12 protein-coding genes are annotated in these 13,460 nt (G+C 62.7%); 6 read left to right on the top strand and 6 right to left on the bottom strand.

From position 1 onward, the window contains the following. Positions 1-164 precede the first annotated feature (164 nt). A complete protein-coding gene (locus Q363_RS18020) occupies positions 165-563 on the bottom strand; it encodes a hypothetical protein (protein WP_035352891.1) in 399 nt (132 codons plus the stop codon). On the opposite strand from Q363_RS18020, the gene Q363_RS18015 reads away from it, so the two are divergent. From Q363_RS18015 to Q363_RS36280, 4 genes are all read left to right on the top strand, one after another. Further along, complete coding sequence (locus Q363_RS18015) at positions 562-3,414, top strand: TonB-dependent receptor (RefSeq protein WP_035352888.1); 2,853 nt, start codon at positions 562-564, stop codon at positions 3,412-3,414. The two genes, Q363_RS18020 and Q363_RS18015, sit on opposite strands and share 2 nt — an antisense overlap. 72 nt (positions 3,415-3,486) lie before the next feature. After that, positions 3,487-3,843 (top strand): hypothetical protein, encoded by a 357-nt coding sequence (locus Q363_RS18010; protein WP_035352885.1) that lies wholly within the window; start codon positions 3,487-3,489, stop codon positions 3,841-3,843. A gap of 53 nt (positions 3,844-3,896) precedes the next feature. Then, positions 3,897-4,817: a DUF5996 family protein gene (locus Q363_RS18005; protein WP_035352882.1), complete on the top strand. Its 921-nt coding sequence runs from the start codon at positions 3,897-3,899 to the stop codon at positions 4,815-4,817. A gap of 26 nt (positions 4,818-4,843) precedes the next feature. Next, on the top strand, positions 4,844-5,722 hold the full coding sequence (locus Q363_RS36280; protein WP_051978947.1) for a M23 family metallopeptidase: 879 nt from the start codon (positions 4,844-4,846) through the stop codon (positions 5,720-5,722). On the opposite strand, the gene Q363_RS17995 is transcribed toward Q363_RS36280, so the two are convergent. The 4 genes from Q363_RS17995 to purH form a co-directional block, all read right to left on the bottom strand. Continuing rightward, entirely contained in the window at positions 5,719-6,360 is a 642-nt protein-coding gene (locus Q363_RS17995) for a DUF4126 domain-containing protein (protein WP_035352880.1), read from the bottom strand. The two genes, Q363_RS36280 and Q363_RS17995, sit on opposite strands and share 4 nt — an antisense overlap. A 50-nt stretch (positions 6,361-6,410) precedes the next feature. Continuing rightward, positions 6,411-7,616: a dGTP triphosphohydrolase gene (gene dgt / locus Q363_RS17990; protein ID WP_245632295.1), complete on the bottom strand. Its 1,206-nt coding sequence runs from the start codon at positions 7,614-7,616 to the stop codon at positions 6,411-6,413. A 27-nt stretch (positions 7,617-7,643) separates the two neighbouring features. After that, a complete protein-coding gene (locus tag Q363_RS17985; RefSeq protein WP_342667426.1) occupies positions 7,644-9,701 on the bottom strand; it encodes a tetratricopeptide repeat protein in 2,058 nt (685 codons plus the stop codon). A 163-nt stretch (positions 9,702-9,864) separates the two neighbouring features. Next, the gene (purH, locus tag Q363_RS17980) at positions 9,865-11,481 is read right to left on the bottom strand and encodes a bifunctional phosphoribosylaminoimidazolecarboxamide formyltransferase/IMP cyclohydrolase (RefSeq protein ID WP_051978946.1); all 1,617 of its coding nucleotides are present in this window, start codon (positions 11,479-11,481) and stop codon (positions 9,865-9,867) included. 194 nt (positions 11,482-11,675) lie between these two features. Between purH and Q363_RS45540 the strand changes: the two genes are divergently transcribed. Then, the gene (locus Q363_RS45540) at positions 11,676-11,882 is read left to right on the top strand and encodes a GDCCVxC domain-containing (seleno)protein (protein ID WP_084080497.1); all 207 of its coding nucleotides are present in this window, start codon (positions 11,676-11,678) and stop codon (positions 11,880-11,882) included. 57 nt (positions 11,883-11,939) lie between these two features. Continuing rightward, positions 11,940-12,299, top strand: a complete 360-nt coding sequence (locus Q363_RS17970; RefSeq protein WP_035352874.1) for a bleomycin resistance protein — start codon at positions 11,940-11,942, stop codon at positions 12,297-12,299. Between the two features lie 175 nt (positions 12,300-12,474). Here the strand turns inward: Q363_RS17970 and Q363_RS17965 are convergent, their stop codons facing one another. Beyond that, positions 12,475-13,398 (bottom strand): dihydroorotate dehydrogenase, encoded by a 924-nt coding sequence (locus Q363_RS17965; RefSeq protein WP_035352872.1) that lies wholly within the window; start codon positions 13,396-13,398, stop codon positions 12,475-12,477. Positions 13,399-13,460 lie beyond the last annotated feature (62 nt).

The raw sequence follows: 13,460 nt of genomic DNA, 5'->3' as shown, positions 1-13,460 counted from the left end.
ACGCGCAATTGCCGTCGCATTGCCGCCCGGCCACGGAGCATAAACCCTGCGATGGAGACCCTTCTACCTTCTCGTCGCCTGGCACTCAAAAACGGAACTCGACCGTGCGCCGCATCGTCTCCATCACGCTCCTCGTGCTTGTCAGCCTCCCGCTGATCTCGCCCCTATTCGCCGCGAGCGGGGCCGCCAGCACTCTTCCCGCCTGCTGCCGCAGAGCCGGAGAGCATCACTGCGTGATACCGAGCTTGGAACTGGGACTTGCTACCGGCGCCGGCCATCGGCTCGCAGCAATCCGTGAAAGGTGCCCCAGCTATCCAGGCGCGGTTCAAATAGCTGCGAGGCATCTCCTTCCTCCGCCTCATCGCCGAACTAAGCTCGCCGTTCCCCGGAGCAGCCTCGCCGTCCGCATCGCGCAGACGGACGCACTCTACCGCATATCCTTCGACCGCTGCCGCCAGAAGCGCGGCCCGCCTTGTGAGTTCCCTTCCCTCTCGTAAACGGTAAGATCCGCTCATCGCGACGACGCGCCCATACAACGCAGCTCCATCTGCGAGGGACTCCATGAAACGCCTCCGACATCTTTACCTGGCCGCGGTTGCGGCCCTGGCCTTGCTCACGGCGCTTCAGGCGCAACAGACCGTCAACAATGCCTCTCTTACAGGCCGGGTAACAGACCCAGCAGGCCGCGTCATACAGAACGCAACCGTCACGGCCACCGAGCTTGCCACCAGCATCGCTCGCACGGCCTCCACCGACGACGAGGGGCGCTTCCGGTTCCCCTACCTCGCCGTCGGCTCCTATCGGATCACCGTCGCACAGCCAGGCTTCGCACCCGCCGTCCGAAACGTCTCACTGACGGTCGGCGCTGACTTTCATCTGCCCATCTCGCTCACCGTTGCAAGCGCTGAGACCTCGATCAACGTCGATGCCGCCGCGCCTTTGCTCGAGGCCAACCGAAGCCAGATCGCCGAGACCATCACACCGAACGAAGTCAGCAATCTCTCTCTGCTGGGCCGCAACTTCCTCGACCTCGCGCTCCTCGTTCCTGGTGTCTCGCCCACGAACACGGCCAGCACGCAGCTCTATGCGGAGACATCCGCCGTATCGGGCCAGGGCTACTCCGTCAACAGCCAGCGCAACTTCTCCAACAGCTTCATCGTCGACGGCATCTCCGCAAACGATGACGCCGCCGGCCTCACCGGGACCTTCTACGGCCTCGACGTCGTTAGCGAACTGCAGGTCGTCACCTCCGGCGGACAGGCCGAGTTCGGCCGCGCGCTCGCCGGCTATGTCAACGTCGTCACACGCAGCGGCACCGATCAGCTGCACGGAAGCGTCTACGGCTTCCTCCGCAATCAGCGCCTCAACGCCACCAATGCGCTCACGCAGAGCAAGCTGCCGCTCACCCAGGGGCAGTACGGAGCCAGTATTGGCGGCCCCATCGTGCACCAGCGAACCTTCTTCTTCGCCAACTACGAGCGCAAGCAACTCAACCAGAACGGCATCGTCACCATCGCACCGGCCAGCGTCGCTCTCATCAACGCACGCCTGATCGCGACCGGTTACCAGGGACCGCAGATCGCAACCGGCATCTATCCCAACCCCGTGCGAACCAACAACGCCTTCGGTAGAGTCGATCACCGCTTCAGCGCCCACGACGAGTTCAACGTTCGCTACAACCTCTACACCGTCGATAGCCAGAACTCCCGCGGAGCAGGTGGCCTCAGCGCCGTCTCCGCAGCCGCCGCGCTGAACGATGTCGATAACACCATCGCAGCCAGCAACATCATTACGCTCTCACCCCGCACCGTCAACGAGACACGCGGCCAGTACACACACAGCGACCTTAAAGCACCCCCGAACGACCTCATAGGCCCTGCCGTCAGCATCTCCGGCGTAGCATCCTTTGGCAGACTCTCAGCCTCTCCCACCGCCCGCCTCAACAACCTGTACGAACTGGTCGATAACCTCTCGCACCAGGTCGGCGCGCACTCTCTCCGCGTTGGCGCAGACTTCCTCTACAACGACCTCACCATCACCTTCCCGCAGTCCGCTCGCGGAGCCTACTCCTTCTCTTCGCTCGCCAACTTCCTCGCCGGCACCTACAACAACTCCGGCTACACGCAATCCTTCGGCAACCCCGTCGTCCACCAGGGCAACCCCAATCTCGGCCTCTACGCCCAAGATGAGTGGAGGTTCTCGCCCTCGCTCACCCTCAACGCAGGCCTCCGCTACGATCTGCAGTTCCTCAAAGCCATCGCCACCGACACCAACAACGTCTCTCCGCGAGTCGGCTTCGCATGGTCACCGTTCGCGGGCGGCCGTACGCTCGTACGCGGCAGCTTCGGCCTCTTCTACGACCGTGTGCCACTGCGTGCGCTCTCCAACGCGCTGCAATCGAGCGGCAACACTACAAACATCACTCCGCAGACCTTCCTCACCGCCAGCCTCTCTCCCACGCAGGCTGGCGCACCGCTCTTCCCCACGATCATCAACACACTGCCCTCCGGAGTCCTCGTCAACTTCACCACCATGGACCCGCAGATGCAAAACGCCTACTCGGAGCAGGCCACGCTCCAGGTCGAGCAGCAGCTCTCCAACCAGGCCACGCTCGGCATCAGCTACCAGCACCTCCGCGGACTGCACCTGATCGCCTCCATCAACCTGAACACGCCCACCTGTGTCGCGACCGGCACCAACAACGGCTGCCGCCCCAACTCTGCCTACGGCAACAACCGGGAGTACCAGGGCGCAGCGGACTCCTACTACGACGGCCTCTCCGTCTCCTTCGTCCAGCGGCCTTCGCGCTGGGGCAGCTATCGCATCTCCTATACCTGGTCCAAGGCGATCGACGACGTCGGCGAATTCTTCTTCAGCTCGCCCATCAACAACTTCAACATCGCGCAGGATCGCGGCCGCTCCGACGACGACCAGCGCCACCGCGTCGTCTTCGACGGAACCATCCACACGTCCATGGACCCCGCCACCAGCACGTGGAGCCACATCCGCAACGGCTTCCTCCTCAGCAGCATCCTGCAGTACTACTCCGCGCTTCCCTTCAACGTCACCACCGGAGCTACCAGCATCCAGGGCACCACCATGCGCCCCTGCGTCCCCGGCATCACCAACTGCACGCAGGTCCTTCCCGGAACCGTTATCGGCCGCAACACCGGCATCGGCTTCGACTCCTTCACACTCAACGCCCGCCTCAGCCGCACCTTCCGTCTCGGCGAGCGCTTCCGCCTCGAAGGCCTCGCCGAGGCATTCAACGCACTCAACCACCGCAACAACCTCATCCCCAACGGCACCTTCGGCACTGGTGTCTATCCCACATCACCCTCACCTTCCTTCGGCAAACCCACAGCCGTCGGTGACCCTCGCCAGGTACAGCTCGCTCTGCGCCTGACCTACTAAGACACTGGATCGAAGGCGGCGATCGCGACACGCGCCTTCCCCCTCCTGCCCCGACAAAGACACGGACTCCAAATGCGCTCAACCTTCCTTCGCATCGCAACTGTTCTCCTGCTCCTCTTCGTCGTCGCAGCAGCATTCCTTCTCTGGCGACGCAGTCAGCCGCTCTTTGCGACGACAGATCAGCCCTTCCTCTTCGAGCAGCATCCTCGCGCGCTGAACCTCGCAGGCCGCCGCCCAACCGTCGCCGCCACCGTCGCCATCGTTCGGATCGCCTCCAGCGGCCGCATCTCCGCACCAGCGCCCGTGCCATCGGATAACAACGGCGACCGCTATCCCGCACTAAGCCTCGCTCCCGACGGCGATGCCTACATCGCATGGAACAGCCCCGACCATCCACAGATCTATCTCGCACGCGCCGTCTCGCGCTAACCTGAAGCAGCACGCGCCGCACCGAACGCATCTCTCCTCAGAAGGAGCTGCAAATGGATCCCGCGCTCACGCATCCACTCCCCTGGCCCGAGTTGCCCTGGGAGTCATGGAAGAACACCGCCGCAACCCTGCACATGTGGACGCAGATCGTCGGCAAGACGCGCCTCGAACTCACTCCACTGCAAAACCACTGGTGGAACGTTCCGCTCTACCTCAGCGCCCGCGGCCTCAGCACCTCCGCCATGCCCTATCGAGGCGAGATGCTGGAGATCGAGTTCGACTTCGTCAGCCACGACCTCCGCTTCCGCATGAGCACCGGCGCCATCCTCTCCGTGCCACTGCGTCCGCAGTCCGTCGCGAGCTTCTACGCCGAGTACCAGCGATGTCTCGCCGCGCTCGACGTCGATGTCACCATCCATCCCGTTCCCGTCGAGATCGCCGCCCCCATCCCCTTCGCCGAGGACGAGGTGCATCACGACTACGACCCCGAATACGCTCACCGCTTCTGGCGAGTCCTCTCCTCGGCCGACGTTCTCTTCACCCTCTTCTCCTCTCGTTTCATCGGCAAGAAGAGTCCCGTGCACTTCTTCTGGGGAAGCTTCGATCTCGCCGTCAGCCGGTTCTGCGGACGCCCCGCACCTCCGCGCGAGAACGCTGACCCAATCACCCGTGAAGCCTACTCACACGAGGTCATCAGCGCAGGCTTCTGGCCAGGCAACGGAGGCTTCGGCGCCCCCGCCTTCTACTGCTACACCGTACCCGCACCAGCCGGCCTCGACCAGCAGCGCGTCCAACCGGATCCCGCCTACTACGACTCAAAACTCGGCGAGTTCCTCCTCCGCTACGACGACGTCCGCACCTCGGCTGCACCCGAACACGCCGTGATGCAGTTCCTCCAAAGCACCTACGAGGCCGACGCAACGCTTGCGAATTGGGACCGCACCTCTCTAGAACGCCCAGCCGCAACACCGTGAGCCTTCGTCCTGTCTATAGTCCTTCTATGTCTCTGCGTGCGTGCCTAATCGCTGTCCTGCTCGCTCTCGCTCCTCTCCCGTGCCTGTCGCAGCAGATGCCCTCGATCGTCTGGACACCAGCAAGCCTCGCTAACGGCTCCCCTTGCCTCTTCGCGATTCAAGCCCCAAATGCCTCCGCCGTCACAGGCGGGTGGCAAGGACACAAGCTCTCGTTCTTCCGCGCACAGAACTCCTGGTACGCCCTCGCCGGCATCGACATCGAGGTCGCTCCCGGCAACTATCCTCTCAGCATCGAGATCACCGCCGCCAATGGCACCACGCAGACGCTCCATCGCGACATCACGATCACCGCCGCTCCCTACAAAGAGGTTCCCCTCAGCGTCCCCGAGAAGTTCGTTCAACCCGACGCCGAGGCCCTGAAGATCATCGCCGCCGACAAACTCGTCAAGAACAAAGCATTCTCCAGCACTGCACCGGAGCCCCTCGAGTCCGGACACTTCTCGCCGCCCCTCCCTGTAGCGCCGCGCACGGACTCCTTCGGCACGCGCCGCGTCTTCAACGGTACGCTCGCCAGCGTCCACCGCGGCCTCGATTACCGCGCCAAGCCCGGAACACCCATTGCCGCCGTCAACTCGGGCCGCGTCGTGCTTGCGCGACCGCTCTACTACGAAGGCAATTGCGTCATCCTCGATCACGGCCTCGGCCTCATGACGCTCTACATGCATCTGTCGAAGTTCAAGGTCGCCGAAGGAGCGCGCGTCAAGCGCGGACAGATCATCGCGCTCAGCGGAGGAACCGGCCGCGCCACCGGGCCCCACCTTCACCTCGGCGTGCGCTGGCAGGGAGCCTATCTCGATCCAGCAAAGCTCTTCTCGCTCGATCTGCCTACACCCACGAAGCCCTAACCCGGAGGAGCCTTCTCAGCAGCAGCCCGCGCCTCTGCTTCTTCGAGGTCGGGACGGAAGAGCTTCCTGAGCGGCTTCTGAATCGCCCGCAGCAGAGCGCGCGCCGCGAGGAACGCAACCAGCAGCAGCGCCGCAGCCATCGACGCCGCGATAATCGGATGCTGTGTCGCAAACCACGTCAGCCCAATCGCCAGCACGTCCTCGCTCGTGCTCAGCGCAATGTTCGAGACCGGCTCAGGACTCGGCGTCACTGCCGCCCGCACCGCCGTCTTCGATCCATGCGCCGCAAGCGCAATCCCCGCGCCGATCGTGGTCGCCAGAATCTGCATCTGCGGCGAGAGCTGCGAGCTCGCATGATACGCAACCAGGGCCGCCACCGGCACGCGAACCACCGTCTGAAGGCCGTTCCAGATCATGTCGAAGCCCGGAATCTTATCGGCAACAAACTCCAGCCCAAACAGCAGCGCGCACGTCACGATCACCCACGTATTCCCCAGCCCATGCAGCCCCGGCGGAAGCGCCACCCACTGCGTGCGCTCCAGAATGCCCAGCGTCAGCACCGTGGCGTAGATATTCAATCCGCCCGCAAAGCTCGCAGCGACGATCAACGCCGTGATGTTCGCAGGGGAGAAGTTCATGGTGCTGGAATTCTACTCCCGCCCGCAACCCCAGTTATCCGTAGCCGGAATCAGCGCCGCACCGCTCGTTTGATCTGCGCATACTGCTCCAGGATGAAGCTGTCCGTCATCCCGGCAATATAGTCGGCCACCACCCGCGCCAGCCCCTCGGCCTCCACCTCCTCGAAGTAGCTCGGCGGCAGCTCCTCCGGATCGCGAACCCAGTACTCGAAGAGCGCCGTGACCACTTCCTCAGCCTTGTCGTGCTCGCGCTCCAGGTGCTCGCAAGTGTACAGCGTGTCGTAGAGATACCGCTTCTCCTCAAGCCTCTCCGACTCCATCTGTGAAGAGAACAGCGCAAGCCGCGACGAATGCCTGCGAATGTCCCCAAGCGCCTCGGCCCCCATCGCCTCGGCGTTCGCGCGGGTGTTCGCGATCAGGTCGTCCGTCAGGATGTTCTGCATCAGCTGCAGCGCCTCGTGAAAGAGATACTTCTCCTCTACTCCGGCATGCCGCTGCTCCACCTCGCGATAGCACCGCCCCAAAATGGTGACGTTCTCCCGGATGTGACCGATCTCAAGCAGCCCCGACTCCACTCCATCATCCAGGTCCGCCGTCAGGTAGGCAATCTCGTCGGCCAGATCGATCAGCTGCGCCTCGATCGGCGGCCGCTCCTCCAGGAAATACTCCGCCAGCCCCGGATGCTCCTCCGCCTTATAGTCGCGCGAGTGTTTGATGATTCCCTCACGAACCCCGAGCGTAAGATTCAGCCCGCGATGCGCCGCATATCTCTGCTCAAAGTGCTCGACGATGCGCAGCGCGTGCAGATTGTGGTCGAAGCTCAGCCCATGCCGCCGCAGGCAGCGATCCAGCGCCCGTTCCCCTGCATGACCGAACGGCGGGTGGCCGATGTCGTGCACCAGCGCCAGCGTCTCCGCCAGGTCCTCATTCAATCCCAGCGTGCCCGCCGCGGTCCGCGCGATCTCCGCCACCTCGATCGTGTGGGTCAGCCGGCTGCGAAAGTGGTCGGAGTACCGGCTCGTAAACACCTGCGTCTTGCCAGCCAGCCTGCGGAACGCACGCGACTGCACCACTCGCTCCCGATCCCGCTGAAACGCCGTTCGCATCGACCGCGGAGGCGCCGGGTACACCCGTGCGACCAGCAGATCGCTCCCGTTCCCAGCCACAGCGCAGCGCTTCAGATCGTTCACCATACTCAACCCTGAGTGTACCGGATTGCCTTCGCCGCCCTTAAACGCAACAGGCGCGCCGCTCATCCCGAGCAGCGCGCCCAGCTTTGCGTCCTACTTCACCGTCGTCAGCTTTGAAAGCTTCACGCGCGCATTGTCCAGCTTGTGCTGCACCTTGGCGACCTCCTCCGGGTCCGCATCGGCCGGCAGAGAGCGCGCATACTCGGTCAGCGACCGCTCCCACTGCGTCACCGCCTGCTTCAGCTTTCCGGTCTTCTCGTACACCTCGCCCAGATGATCGTGGATCGTCGGGTCGCCGCTGTTGCGCTCGTTCGCCTTGCGAATGTTCTCCTCCGCCAGCGCATACTGCCCCGTCTTGTAGTACACCCAGCCCAGCGAGTCCAGATACGCATAGTTCTGCGGATCCAGTTCGACCGCCTTGCGAATCAGCGTCAGCGCCTCGCTCAGCCGCACACCGCGGTCCGCCAACATATATCCCAGGTAGTTCAGTATCGTCGCATTCTGCGGGTCGATCACCAGCGCCTTGCGGAACTGCGCCTCCGCCGCGTCGTACTGCTTCTGTCGATCCGCAAGCGTCCCGCGCAGGAAGTACACATACAGCTTCTCCTCTTGCTTCGGCGAAAGCGCCTCGCCGGCGTTCAGCTCCGCGTTCGCATCCGTCCACCGCTTCAGCCGGATGTAGATGTTCGCCAGAGCCAGGTGCGCCTCGCGATCGTCCGCGGCATCGCCTCCCGGAGAGATCTGCGCCTTCGCCAGAGCGACCCCCTCCTCGGCTTTGCCCGTGTCTGCAAGCTGACCGGCGTACATCAGCTGTACTGACTGATCCTTCGGCATCGCCTTGGCTGCCTCGGCTGCCGTCGCGGTCGCTTCCTTCCACATGTGCGCATCGCGATACGCGTCCACTTCTCCCTGGTAGGCGTTCTTCATGTAATCGCCACCCAGCGAACTCATCTGCTTATAGACTTCTACCGCTTCAGCCGTTTTGTTCTGTTCGCGATAGATGATTCCCATCCGGTCCATGAAGATCGACCGGTTTCCCTTCTCCTGATCGGTGTACTTTCCATCGGCGTGCGCCGTGCCGTCCAGCAGCGCTTTCAGCGTATTGATCGCATCGTCGTAGCGCCCCAGCGAGTCGTAGATCAGCGCCTGGTTGTAGTTCAGCTCCACCGAGTCCTGTGCCAGCGGCTTCGCCTTCTCCAGCGTCGCCAGTGCCTCGTCATAATGACCCTGACGCCGCTGTATGTCCGAGATCCGGATCTGCGACTGCGCATCCTGCGGCTCGGCCGCTACAATGGTGTTGAACACCTTCAGCGCCTCATCCAGCTGGCCATCCATCCACAACGCATTGGCCAGCCCACGCTCGCTGTCCAGGTTGTCCGGATCATCGTCCAGAGCCCGGCGATACGCCGCAATCGCCTCCTTCGGCTTCTTCAGCTGGTCATACGTCGCGCCCAGCGCAAAGTCGATCCGCGAGCTGCGGTCATCCACCGGCACCGAGTTCAGCACATCCGCCGCGCGCGCATAGTCCCCCTGTTCGGTGTAGAGCCGGTACATGTTCAGCACCACCTCTTCCGAACCGCCATCGATCTTCTGCGCCGCCTTGAACTGCGCCTCCGCCTTCGTCGAGTCGTGATTCAGCCCATACAACTGCCCCAGCAGCAGGCGCGTCTCCACATCGTTCGGCTTCAGCTCGGCCAGCTTCTCGTACTCACCGATCGCAAGCTTCAGCATCTGACCCGACTGCTGGCTCTGCATATCGCCCAGCGATCGCAAGTACACCTTGCCCAGCAGCTCATGCGCGGCCACATCGTCAGGATTCTTCTTCACCTGGTCCTGCGCCGAGGTCACCGCCTCGCGGATCCGGCCGATCTTGAAGTACAGCTCCGCCAGCCCATTCTGCAGCAGCGCCGAGTTCGGATCGGCCACCAGCGCAAGCTTGTACTCCTCCACCGCCTGCGTCGCGTAGTCAGGACGGCCCGCATTCACCGCCATGTCTTCATACATGTGGGCCAGGCCGTAGTGGTAGTACGCTGAGGCGCGGTCCACCGTCTCACCCGTCGCGGCAGTCTGCGCGGATATCGGTACTGTGGCTAGAACGGCCGCTGCGGATAACACGCGTAGGGTGGAGGCACGCAAACGTAGACTCATCATCAATAAATTCCTGTGCCGCCAAGATGAATAGACCAGAACGAAACAGACCGGCTAGTCGGACAACTCACACTATTTAGACGACCGCTGTGCCTGTTTGGCTGCAACCAGCCCCTGGCGACAGAGCCCTTCCAGTGGCATGGCCGTGATTATAGCCGTCTTTCCCTTATCCGTGCCGGAAATGACGGACCCCCGTAAAGACCATCGCCACGCCCAGCCGGTTCGCCGCCGCAATCACGTCCGCGTCCTTCACGCTGCCGCCCGGCTGAATCACCGCCGTCGCCCCCGCCTCCGCAATCGTCTCCAAACCATCCGGGAACGGGAAGAAGGCGTCCGACGCCGCAACCGTGCCCTTCAGCGGGAGCACCGCCTTCATCGCCCCGAACTTCGCCGCGTCCACACGACTCATCTGTCCTGCGCCGATCCCCACCGTCTGCCCGTGCCCGTCCGAATACCGCGCATACACGATCGCGTTCGACTTAACATGCTTGCACACCCTCCACGCAAATAGCAGAGCCCGCATCTCCTCCGGAGTCGCCTTGCGCTCCGTCACCGCCTTCAGCTCCGCCTCCGTCACCCGCAGCCGGTCCGCGTCCTGCACCAGCAGCCCGCCCGAGACCTGCTTCACCACTCGCTTCGTCTCCGCCGGATCAATCTTCACCAGCCGCAGATTCTTCTTCGCCGCAAACCGCTCCAGAGCCTCCTTTGTAAAGCCCGGAGTCACAATCGCCTCCACAAACAGCTTCGCTATCTCTTCGGCCGCCGCGCCGTCCACCTCGCGGTTGATCCCGATCACCCCGCCAAACGCCGACACGGGATCCGCCTCAAGCGCCCGCCTGTAAGCCTCCAGCACCGTCGCACCTGTCGAAGCCCCGCAGGGATTCGTGTGCTTGATGATCGCCACCGCCGCCTCCGCCGCCGCATCGAACTCCCGCACCAGCTCCCAGCACGCATCGAGATCGACGATGTTGTTGTAGCTAAGCTCCTTGCCCTGCAACTGTTCCGCCGCGGCCACGCCCTTGCCGCTGCCGTCCACATACAGCGCTGCCTTCTGGTGGGGATTCTCGCCATACCGCAACGCCTGCGCCAGCGGATACACAATCCGCAGCGTCTCGGGAAGCTCATCGCCAAACTCCGCCTTCCCCTCAGGAGCCGCAATGCTCTCCAGAGCCGTCGCAATCCCCGTGTCATAAGCCGCCGTCGTAGCAAAGGCCTGCTTCGCCAGCCGCCACCGAGTCGCCCTCGTTAGGCTCCCCTTATTCGCCTCCAGCTCCCCCGCCAGCGCCTCGTAGTCCGCCACCGAGGTCACAATCGCCACATCCCCAAAGTTCTTCGCCGCCGACCGCACCATCGAGGGCCCGCCAATATCAATGTTCTCGATCACATCCGCAAACGCCACGCCCGGCCTCTGCGCCGTCTTCTCAAACGCATACAGGTTCACCACCACCATGTCGATCGGTTCGATCCCATGCGACTGGACCGCCGCCACATGCTCAGCATTCCCACGCATGTGCAGAATCCCGCCATGCACCTTCGGATGCAGCGTCTTCACCCGCCCATCCAGCATCTCGGGAAACCCCGTCAGCTCGCTGATGTCCTTCACCGCCAGCCCCGCATCGCGCAGCGCCTTCGCCGTCCCCCCGGTCGAAACCAGCTCCACACCATGCCCGGCCAGCGCCTTGGCAAATTCAACAAGGCCGGTCTTGTCAGTAACAGACAAAAGAGCGCGGCGAACAGGACGAAGGTCGACGGAGACAGCAGCAGGAGCACTATGAGAGGTCATCACCTCCTATTTTATGCGCCATCCATCGATTCATCACTCCCGCGCCCGCCAAAGCCGGTGCGGCAGAACATACGTAAACCCAAATCCCTCCCACTGCGTGGAAGATGACGTTAATCCGTGGTTGAACCCCGCATCCAGAACGATGTTCTTCCTCACCTCCATAGCGGAGCACAAAAGCAACGACGGCGCCCACGGTGATCCTTGAATCAACATTGGCCTGTCCGCAATGCGGCCATGCAACATCGGAAGAGATACCTCTGGATTCCTGCCGCTTCTTCCATGAATGTATTCAATGCCACGCTTTGATGAGGCCCAAAGTGGGAGATTGCTGTGTCTTCCGCTCTTACGGCTCGGTAAAATGTCCTCCGGTGCAATCGCACGGTCATTGCTGTAATGGTTGAACCTCGCTTTTGCGGTCCCAAGCAATAATGATGCTGGCCTCGGACTGGAGAAACAGAATGAGCGATATTGCCACTCCCAATTTGCCTTCACGCGATTTCGAGAAGACTTCCCGGTTCTACGCAGCCCTCGGCTTCTCCGAAAGTTGGCGCGACCAGGGCTGGATGATTCTGAAGCGCGGCGATCTAACCTTGGAGTTCTTTCCTCATCCTGAACTAGATCCTTTGACCAGTTGGTTTAGTTGCTGTCTGCGGCTGGACGATCTCGACTCCTTCTACGCGACCTGCAAAGACTCCGGTCTACCAGAGGGGTGCAAAGGGCAACCCCGACTGCACCCGCCAAAAGTCGAGTCGTGGGGCGGGCGCATCGGTGCCTTGGTCGACCCGGACGGCACTCTTGTGCGCCTAATTCAGAACTAGCCCAAGAGAGAGAGACCTCCTGAAAGGAAGGCTTACACTTGAACACACGATCCCGTGGATTGTGCGTGTTAGGCATTTCGCCTTTCCTTCGCCAGCGATGCGCGAACGGTGGAGATGAAGGATTGCGCCATCGATCCCAGAGCCGTACCTGACCCTTACAGCACCGCATATCTTTCTACAACACCGCCGCCCCAGTAAGCCCCGCCACATGCTCCACCTGGTGCCCCACACACCACTTCCGCATTCCATTCGCAATATTCTCCACCGCCCGGGGATCCGCATAACTCGCCGTCCCCACCTGCACCGCCGTCGCCCCGGCCATCATGAACTCCACAGCATCCTCAGCCCGCACAATCCCGCCCATCCCAACCACCGGAATCCGCACCGCCTTCGCCGCGTCGTGAACCATCCGCACAGCAATCGGCTTGATCGCCGGCCCCGACAACCCTCCCGTTACATTCGCAATCCGCGACCGCCGCGTCTCCACATCAATCGCCAGCGACACAAACGTATTCACCAGCGACACCGCGTCCGCCCCCGCGTCCTCTGCCACCTTCGCCATCTGCCCAATGCTCGTCACGTTCGGCGAAAGCTTCACCATCAGCGGCCTCCGCGAAGCACCCTTCGTCCGCGTCACCAGCTCATACAGAAGCCCCGAGTCGGTCCCAAAGACCATCCCTCCATGGCTCGTATTCGGGCAGCTCGCATTCAGCTCATACATCGCGATCCCCTCAGCGTCGTTCAGCACCCGGATCACCTCCAGGCAGTCCTCCACCGTGTAGCCAAAGACATTCGCGATCACCACCGCGCCCTTTATCGTGCGCAGCTTCGGCAGCTTCTCCTCCACAAACGCACGAACGCCCATGTTCTGCAGCCCAATCGCATTGATCATCCCCGCCGCCGTCTCGATGATCCGCGGCGTAGGATTCCCCGCCATCGGCTCCCGCGACAGCCCCTTCGTCACGAACGCTCCGATCTTGTCGAGCGAGACGATCTCCTCGAACTCCACCCCGTACCCAAACGTCCCGCTGGCCGCGATCACCGGCGAACGAAGCTCCACCCCGGCCACCGCGACGCTCATATCCGGCACTTTGCTCATAGCTCCAGTCTATCGGCAGTCTAAATCCCGTTCAGACACGAACAGACTGCAAAATCCCCCGC

It is taken from the genome of Edaphobacter aggregans DSM 19364 (genome assembly GCF_000745965.1).
In the GTDB taxonomy this organism is placed as follows: Bacteria; Acidobacteriota; Terriglobia; order Terriglobales; family Acidobacteriaceae; genus Edaphobacter; species Edaphobacter aggregans.
The sequence above is the reverse complement of the archived record's forward strand: the minus strand, read 5'-3'. Positions and strand labels throughout refer to the sequence as shown.

Bases quoted from the DNA above. Each gene is read 5' to 3' on its own strand.
- Q363_RS18015 (WP_035352888.1), top strand. From the start codon at position 562: ATGAAACGCCTCCGACATCTTTACCTGGCCGCGGTTGCGGCCCTGGCC.
- Q363_RS18020 (WP_035352891.1), bottom strand. From the start codon at position 563: ATGGAGTCCCTCGCAGATGGAGCTGCGTTGTATGGGCGCGTCGTCGCG.
- Q363_RS18010 (WP_035352885.1), top strand. From the start codon at position 3,487: ATGCGCTCAACCTTCCTTCGCATCGCAACTGTTCTCCTGCTCCTCTTC.
- Q363_RS18005 (WP_035352882.1), top strand. From the start codon at position 3,897: ATGGATCCCGCGCTCACGCATCCACTCCCCTGGCCCGAGTTGCCCTGG.
- Q363_RS36280 (WP_051978947.1), top strand. From the start codon at position 4,844: ATGTCTCTGCGTGCGTGCCTAATCGCTGTCCTGCTCGCTCTCGCTCCT.
- Q363_RS17995 (WP_035352880.1), bottom strand. From the start codon at position 6,360: ATGAACTTCTCCCCTGCGAACATCACGGCGTTGATCGTCGCTGCGAGC.
- dgt (WP_245632295.1), bottom strand. From the start codon at position 7,616: ATGAGCGGCGCGCCTGTTGCGTTTAAGGGCGGCGAAGGCAATCCGGTA.
- Q363_RS17985 (WP_342667426.1), bottom strand. From the start codon at position 9,701: ATGATGAGTCTACGTTTGCGTGCCTCCACCCTACGCGTGTTATCCGCA.
- purH (WP_051978946.1), bottom strand. From the start codon at position 11,481: ATGACCTCTCATAGTGCTCCTGCTGCTGTCTCCGTCGACCTTCGTCCT.
- Q363_RS17970 (WP_035352874.1), top strand. From the start codon at position 11,940: ATGAGCGATATTGCCACTCCCAATTTGCCTTCACGCGATTTCGAGAAG.
- Q363_RS17965 (WP_035352872.1), bottom strand. From the start codon at position 13,398: ATGAGCAAAGTGCCGGATATGAGCGTCGCGGTGGCCGGGGTGGAGCTT.